This is a genomic window from Rhodoplanes elegans (assembly GCF_016653355.1).
In the GTDB taxonomy this organism is placed as follows: domain Bacteria; phylum Pseudomonadota; class Alphaproteobacteria; order Rhizobiales; family Xanthobacteraceae; genus Rhodoplanes; species Rhodoplanes elegans.
Genome location: NZ_NHSK01000035.1, coordinates 1 through 6,509, shown reverse-complemented (window position 1 = coordinate 6,509; position 6,509 = coordinate 1). Strand labels below are relative to the sequence as shown.

Genomic DNA, 6,509 nt, shown 5'->3' with positions numbered 1-6,509 from the left:
ACGCCTCCACCTCCTTGCGACGAAGCCGCTTGCGCAGCACCGGCTGCTCGGCCGCGTCCACCCCGTGCAGTTGAAAGATATGCTTCGACGTATCCATTCCGATGCGGATACTCTGGCTCACGGACGGCCCCCTCGTTTGAGATCTTCACCGACCTCATTCTGGCACAGCGATGCCGTAGGGGGCCGTCCACACCATCAACCCCTGTCTTTCGTGAGTCACTGCCGCCGGGCGTGCCGGGCGTATGGATCCCGGGCGCGCGGACCTGCGGTCCGCGCCCCGGGATGACGGCGAAGCTGGCGAACTGCGGTCGGGCGAACTACCCGCTGATGCGCTCGATCTCGGCGCCGCAGGCGGAGAGCTTGTCCTCCAGCCGCTCGAAGCCGCGGTCGAGGTGGTAGACGCGATTGACCAGGGTCTCGCCCTCGGCGGCGAGCGCCGCGATGACGAGCGACACCGAGGCGCGCAGATCGGTCGCCATCACGGGCGCGCCCTTCAGGCGCGGCACCCCGGCGATGGTGGCGGTCTCGCCGTCGAGCCGGATGTCGGCGCCGAAGCGGGCGAGTTCCTGCACGTGCATGAAGCGGTTCTCGAAGATCGTCTCGGTGATGCGCGACGTGCCCTTGGCGCGCGTCATCAGCGCCATGAGCTGCGCCTGCAGGTCGGTCGGGAAGCCCGGGAAGGGCGCGGTCGTCACCGTCACGGGCGCGATGCCGGCGCCGTTGCGCTGGACCCGGAGCCCCTCGTTGGTGGCGGCGATCTCGACGCCGGCCTCGACCAGCACGTCGAGCGCGGCCTGCAGAAGCTCGGGGCGGGCGCCGTCGAGCATCACGTCGCCGCCCGTCATCGCCACCGCCATCGCATAGGTGCCGGTCTCGATGCGGTCGGCGAGGACGCGATGGCGGGTGCCGTCGAGCCGCGCCACGCCCTCGATCTCGATGCGCGGCGTGCCGGCGCCCTTGATGCGGGCGCCCATCTTCACGAGGCAGTCGGCGACGTCGGCGATCTCGGGCTCGCAGGCGGCGTTCTCGATCACGGTCGCGCCCTTCGCCAGCACGGCGCCCATCAGGGCCGTGTGGGTGCCGCTCACCGTCACCTTGGGGAAGACGATCTCGCCGCCGCGCAGGCCGTGCGGCGCCCGGGCCAGCACGTAGCCGCCGTCGATCTCGATGTCGGCGCCGAGCTGGCGCAGTGCCATCAGGAGCAGGTCAACGGGCCGCGTGCCGATGGCACAGCCGCCCGGCAGCGACACCTTGGCCTCGCCCATGCGGGCGACCAGCGGCGCGATCACCCAGAAGCTCGCGCGCATGCGCGAGACGAGATCATAGGGCGCCGTGGTGTCGACGATGCGCTTGGCCGAGATGTGCAGGGTCTGGCCGTCGTACTCGCCGTCGCCCGGCCGCTTGCCGCCGACCATGACGTCGACGCCGTGATTGCCGAGGATGCGCTGGAGCAGGGCGACATCGGCGAGGCGCGGCACGTTCTCCAGCACCAGCGGCTCGTCGGTGAGCAGGCTCGCGATCATCAGGGGCAGTGTGGCGTTCTTGGCGCCCGAGATCGGGATGCGCCCCTTCAGGGGCTGCCCGCCCACGATGCGAATCCTGTCCATCTCGCCCCCTCTGCCCGCGCCCCGGGCCGACCGGCGGCGTCCTGCCGCCGGTGCGTCTATCCATCGATGCCGGATTGCTTTTCTGTGACGATTCCGGCGGAATCGTGGGACTCGGCCGCCGCCCCGGTGGCGTCGCGCCGGCCCGGATCGGCCGCGTCCGGCGGCTCCCCGCCGACGCGCGCCCGCGACTGCGCCTTGCGGCGCTTGAGATTCTCGCGCAACGCCGCCGAGAGCCGCTGCTCCCGCGCCGCGCGTTCCCGATCCTTCCCGGCCGCCGTCATGGCGGCCTTAGAGCATGGTGGGGAGGGGGGCGCAACACGCCGGCCGGCGCGCTGCGGCGACGCCGGGACGGTGCGGTCCGGGGGGCCGGCCGGATCAGGGTGCAGTCAGGCGGTGCCACAGCGCGTCCGCCGCCGTGTTGCGGCAATCGGGCGACCGGACCAGCCGGATCTCAATTCCGATGTCGAGCGCCTCCGACCCGGCGCGCACGAGGCGCCCCTGGTCGATGTCGTCCTGCGCCAGCGTCCGCGGCAGCCAGGCGACCCCGTGGCCCTCGCGCGCCATCGTCATCAGGGTCGCGGCGAGATGCGACGTGAAGCCGGTCTCCATGTCGGCGGCGGCCTCGCGCGTGATCCGATGTCCCGACACGATGCGGCCGAGGCCCGACGCCCGGCTGTAGGAGAGGAGGCGCGACGGCCGGCCCGCCGCCGGCGGCAGCGGCCAGGCCGGCCGCCCATCGGCCGCGGGCGCGCAGAGCGGCACCAGCACGTCGTCGCCGACCCGGACGCTCTCGAAGCGGTCCGGCGCGAAGCAGGTCGGCGCGTCCGGGTGATGGTGGCAGAGGAGGAAGTGCACCTCGCCGGCGAGCATCACCTGCTCGCACGCCTCCATGCTGTCCGACAGCAGGTTGAGCGTGCCCAGCGCCTCGAAGCGGACGTGCCACCGGATCCAGGACGGGAAGAACGTGAAGGAGAGGGCGTGGGTCGCGGCGATCGACAGCGTCGCCATGCCCTGCGCGCCGACGTCGCGCGTCTCGCGTCGCGCCTTCTCCAGATCGCGCAGCAGGCTCTCGACCTGCGGCTTGAGGTGGCGCCCCGCGGGCGTGAGCGTCACGCCGCCGGCGCCACGCGAGAACAGCGGCGTGCCGACCCACGCCTCCAGCGATCGGATGCGTCGGCTGAAGGCGGGCTGCGAGACATGCCGGGCGTCGGCGGCGCGCGAGAAGTTGCGTTGCTCCGAAAGCTCCAGGAAGTCTCTCAGCCAGTCGGAATCCATGATGCGACTCGCGCATGGGGCGATCCGATCTTGGCATTGGCCAGACGCGGCCCACAAGCTTATCCGGGGCATGCTCGCCCCCGCGCCCGTCCCGCACCACCCATCCAGCACCGAGGAGAACCGGCATGCGCATCGTCGACGTCCGCGAGGTCACCAAGCCGATCGCCTCGCCCATCCGCAACGCCTATATCGACTTCTCCAAGATGACGACGAGCCTCGTCGCGGTGGTGACCGACGTCGTGCGCGACGGCCGCCGGGTGGTCGGCTACGGCTTCAACTCGAACGGCCGCTACGGCCAGGGCGGGCTGATCCGCGAACGTTTTCGCGATCGGCTGCTTGCTGCCGATCCGAACAGCGTCTTGAACGAGGCCGGCGACAATCTCGACCCGCACAAGCTGTGGGCCGCGATGATGACCAACGAGAAGCCGGGCGGGCACGGCGAGCGCTCGGTCGCGGTCGGCACCCTCGACATGGCGATCTGGGACGCGACCGCGAAGATCGCCGGCGTGCCGCTGTTCCGCATGCTCGCCGCGCAGAAGGGTCGCGAGGCCGATCCGCGCGTCTTCGTCTATGCGGCCGGCGGCTACTACTATCCGGGCAAGGACCACACGGCGCTGCGGGCCGAGATGCGCGGCTATCTCGATCGCGGCTACACGGTCGTGAAGATGAAGATCGGCGGCGCGCCGATCGGCGAGGACCAGGCCCGCATCGAGGCGGTGCTGGCCGAGATCGGCCGCGAGGCGCAGCTCGCCGTCGACGCCAACGGCCGCTTCGATCTGGAGACCGGCATCGCCTACGCCAAGATGCTGCGGCAGTATCCGCTGTTCTGGTACGAGGAGGTCGGCGACCCGCTCGACTACGCCCTGCAGGCGGCGCTCGCGGAGTTCTATCCCGGGCCGATGGCGACCGGCGAGAACCTGTTCTCGCATCAGGACGCCCGCAACCTCTTGCGCTACGGCGGCATGCGGCCGGACCGCGACTGGCTGCAGTTCGACTGCGCGCTCTCCTACGGCCTCGTCGAGTATCTGCGCACGCTCGACGTGCTGCATCAGCTCGGATGGTCGCCGTCGCGCTGCATCCCGCACGGCGGCCACCAGATGTCGCTCAACATCGCGGCCGGCCTCGGGCTCGGCGGCAACGAGAGCTATCCGGACCTGTTCCAGCCCTATGGCGGATTCCCGGACAGCGTGAAGGTCGAGAACGGCCACATCGTCATGCCGGAGCTCCCCGGCATCGGCTTCGAGGGCAAGTCGGACCTGATCAAGGTGATGCGCGCGCTGGCCGAGTAGGCGAAGCGTCGGCGCGATGCCGGCGCGTGGCGCGCCGGCGCCGGCTCACGGTCGGCGTCAGCGCCGCGCCAGCTCCGCCGCCGTCGTGGCGTGCACGTCGAGCCAGCTCTGGCCGATCAGCCATCCCCGGTTGGTCAGCTTGCCCCAGCGACGCAGCAGCTTGCGCTGCAGCCAGCCGAGCTCGGGCAGCGACTGATAACGTCGGAGCTGCGCGGCCAGCGCGTCGAACGTCACCCACCGGTTCGGCGGCAGCTCGCGCCCGAACGGCCCGCTCATCTTGCCGTGGAACGCGATCGGCACGTAGCGTCCCTCGCGCGCCGGGTTCGGGGGACGATAAAGCCGCAGGTGGGCCTGGTTGACGATCTGAAAGCGATCGTAGCCGGCGGCGCGGAGCTGCTCCGCCATCTCGAGGTCGTCGATCTCGACCGAGACGAAGGGCGGCGCCCGGCCGTCGGCGACGAGCTGCGCGACGAAGATCCCGTCGGCGCCCTCGATGTCGCATTTCACGTAGTAGGGCACGCCGTAGGTGTCGAACAGCGCCGAGGTCGTCGTGGTCGCGACGCGGACCGCGGTGCTCGGCCGGCCGTCACGCTCCGCGACGTCCTGGAACAGGCTGCTCCAGCCGGTCGAGTCGTCACGGACGTAGAACGTGATCTCGCGGTCCGCCTCCGACGCCAGGGCGCGCTCGACGACGACGCAGTCCCGCCCGGCGAACGAGGCCTGCGCCGTCGCGCAGAACCGCGGATTGGCCTCCAGGGCGACCACCCGGAACCCCTTGTCGAGATAGTAGCGGGTGTCGTGTCCCTCGTGCAGGCCGAGATCGAAGACCAGCCCGCGGTCCGGGGTCGTCGCGCGCGCCGCGCCACCCATGGTGTGTGCCTCGGTTGATTGCACGAAGCCATACCGGGGGTCAGCCCATACCTCAAGGCGGCTTCGGAAAGCCGCGAAGCGCACGATGATCTTTAGGGCTAGCCCGCAGATCGTGGGGCGGGCGGGTGCTCGCGGTGGAAAGACTCGATGCCATTCGGCGCGGCGCCGATGGTGGAGACCGCCGAATCGGCCGTCACGCCATCGCTTCGGGGGGCGCCGGAACGAGGCTCCGGAAGGCCGGATCGTGACCGAAAACGATTTTCGCGCCACCGCGCTCCAACGCCTCCAGTCGGTCGAGCGACGCGAGCATCGCGTCGCGATCGTCGACGTGTCGGGGCAGTCTTCGGTCGCGCAACGTTCGGCAGAAGTAACAGGCGTCGGCGGCGAGCACCACGTCGCCGCTGGCGAGGCGCAGACGCAACGACTGGTGCCCTGGGGAATGTCCGGGCGTCGGCAGACATGTGACCGAGCCGTCGCCGAAGACATCGAACTCCCCGTCGACCAGGCGGATCGTGTGACCGACGTCGAAGTCGCGCGGATCGTACCCGTGCAATGCCGCCTTGTCCGGGTCCCGGCTGGCCTCCCACTCGCGCCGTTGCACCACCATGGTCGCGTTGGGAACGAGGGCGTTACCGCCGACGTGATCGAAGTGGAAATGGGAGTTGATCAAGAGATCGATCTTGCCCGGATCCCGGCCGATCGCTTCGAGCTGGGCGCTGATCTCCTGGCCCGGGTGGAACCCGATCCGGTAGGCAGCCGCCATCTCCTCGCCGATCCGGGCGGCAGGGTCATGCTGGCACGCGGGATTCAAGCCGGTGTCGAACACGGCGCGGCCTTTCGGATGCTCGATCAGAAAAGCCGGGATCGGCATCGTGACGTGGCCTTCGCCGCCCTCCATCACCCGCGCGAACTCCGCGGTCAGCGTCCCGCAGCCAAATCCGAACACATTGAGCGACATCCACGGCATCCCGAACGAGAAGCGCCGCGGCTATCACGGCACGACACGGCCGTCATCGAGGCGAGCAGCGGCCGGCGTTGGTATGTATCTGAATTTATGTAAAAAATCGCTGGTGCTGCCGGACAGGATTGAACTGTCGACCTCTCCCTTACCAAGGGAGTGCTCTACCACTGAGCTACGGCAGCATCAGGCTCGCGCGGGCGGTGCGACACGGTGCGACGCAGTCGCCGGCGACGCGGTTCCATGCCACAAGCCCCGGGGCGGCGCAAGCGCCGCGGAGGGGCTTCTCCCCCGCGTCCGGCCGTCGGCCCGGAACCGGGCGTCGGACCGGCCGGTGCGGGGCGCGATGGCACCGCACCGTCTTCGGCAGTTGCGTCCCGGCGGCCGCCCGGGGAGCCGCGATCGGCCGGACAGGATAGGTCGCTGGCTGGGCGGGCGGGGCCGCCAATCGGCGGACGCGACCGGCATCGCAGGGGCGGCCGCCGAAGGCCGCGCCGCCGCGGCCCGTGA

6 protein-coding genes, 1 tRNA gene and 1 pseudogene are annotated in these 6,509 nt (G+C 70.5%); 1 reads left to right on the top strand and 7 read right to left on the bottom strand.

Annotated elements, in window-relative coordinates; genetic code table 11:
* The 4 genes and pseudogenes from CCR97_RS32240 to CCR97_RS02345 form a co-directional block, all read right to left on the bottom strand.
* Positions 1 to 121 (bottom strand): annotated as a pseudogene (locus CCR97_RS32240) (IS110 family transposase); the annotation flags it as partial.
* A gap of 196 nt (positions 122 to 317) precedes the next feature.
* Positions 318 to 1,607 carry a UDP-N-acetylglucosamine 1-carboxyvinyltransferase gene (gene murA, locus CCR97_RS02355; protein ID WP_111360647.1) on the bottom strand — a complete coding sequence of 430 codons (1,290 nt, stop codon included), beginning with the start codon at positions 1,605 to 1,607 and terminating at the stop codon, positions 318 to 320.
* 56 nt (positions 1,608 to 1,663) lie between these two features.
* Entirely contained in the window at positions 1,664 to 1,888 is a 225-nt protein-coding gene (locus tag CCR97_RS02350; RefSeq protein WP_201159271.1) for a hypothetical protein, read from the bottom strand.
* A gap of 94 nt (positions 1,889 to 1,982) precedes the next feature.
* On the bottom strand, positions 1,983 to 2,882 hold the full coding sequence (locus CCR97_RS02345) for a LysR family transcriptional regulator (protein ID WP_111359748.1): 900 nt from the start codon (positions 2,880 to 2,882) through the stop codon (positions 1,983 to 1,985).
* 125 nt (positions 2,883 to 3,007) lie between these two features.
* On the opposite strand from CCR97_RS02345, the gene CCR97_RS02340 reads away from it, so the two are divergent.
* Positions 3,008 to 4,171: a mandelate racemase/muconate lactonizing enzyme family protein gene (locus CCR97_RS02340; protein ID WP_111359749.1), complete on the top strand. Its 1,164-nt coding sequence runs from the start codon at positions 3,008 to 3,010 to the stop codon at positions 4,169 to 4,171.
* A gap of 57 nt (positions 4,172 to 4,228) precedes the next feature.
* Here the strand turns inward: CCR97_RS02340 and CCR97_RS02335 are convergent, their stop codons facing one another.
* The 3 genes from CCR97_RS02335 to CCR97_RS02325 form a co-directional block, all read right to left on the bottom strand.
* On the bottom strand, positions 4,229 to 5,041 hold the full coding sequence (locus CCR97_RS02335; RefSeq protein ID WP_111359750.1) for an FkbM family methyltransferase: 813 nt from the start codon (positions 5,039 to 5,041) through the stop codon (positions 4,229 to 4,231).
* A gap of 193 nt (positions 5,042 to 5,234) precedes the next feature.
* Positions 5,235 to 5,999, bottom strand: a complete 765-nt coding sequence (locus CCR97_RS02330) for an N-acyl homoserine lactonase family protein (RefSeq protein WP_170146033.1) — start codon at positions 5,997 to 5,999, stop codon at positions 5,235 to 5,237.
* A 110-nt stretch (positions 6,000 to 6,109) separates the two neighbouring features.
* Positions 6,110 to 6,184 (bottom strand) — tRNA-Thr (locus CCR97_RS02325).
* Positions 6,185 to 6,509 lie beyond the last annotated feature (325 nt).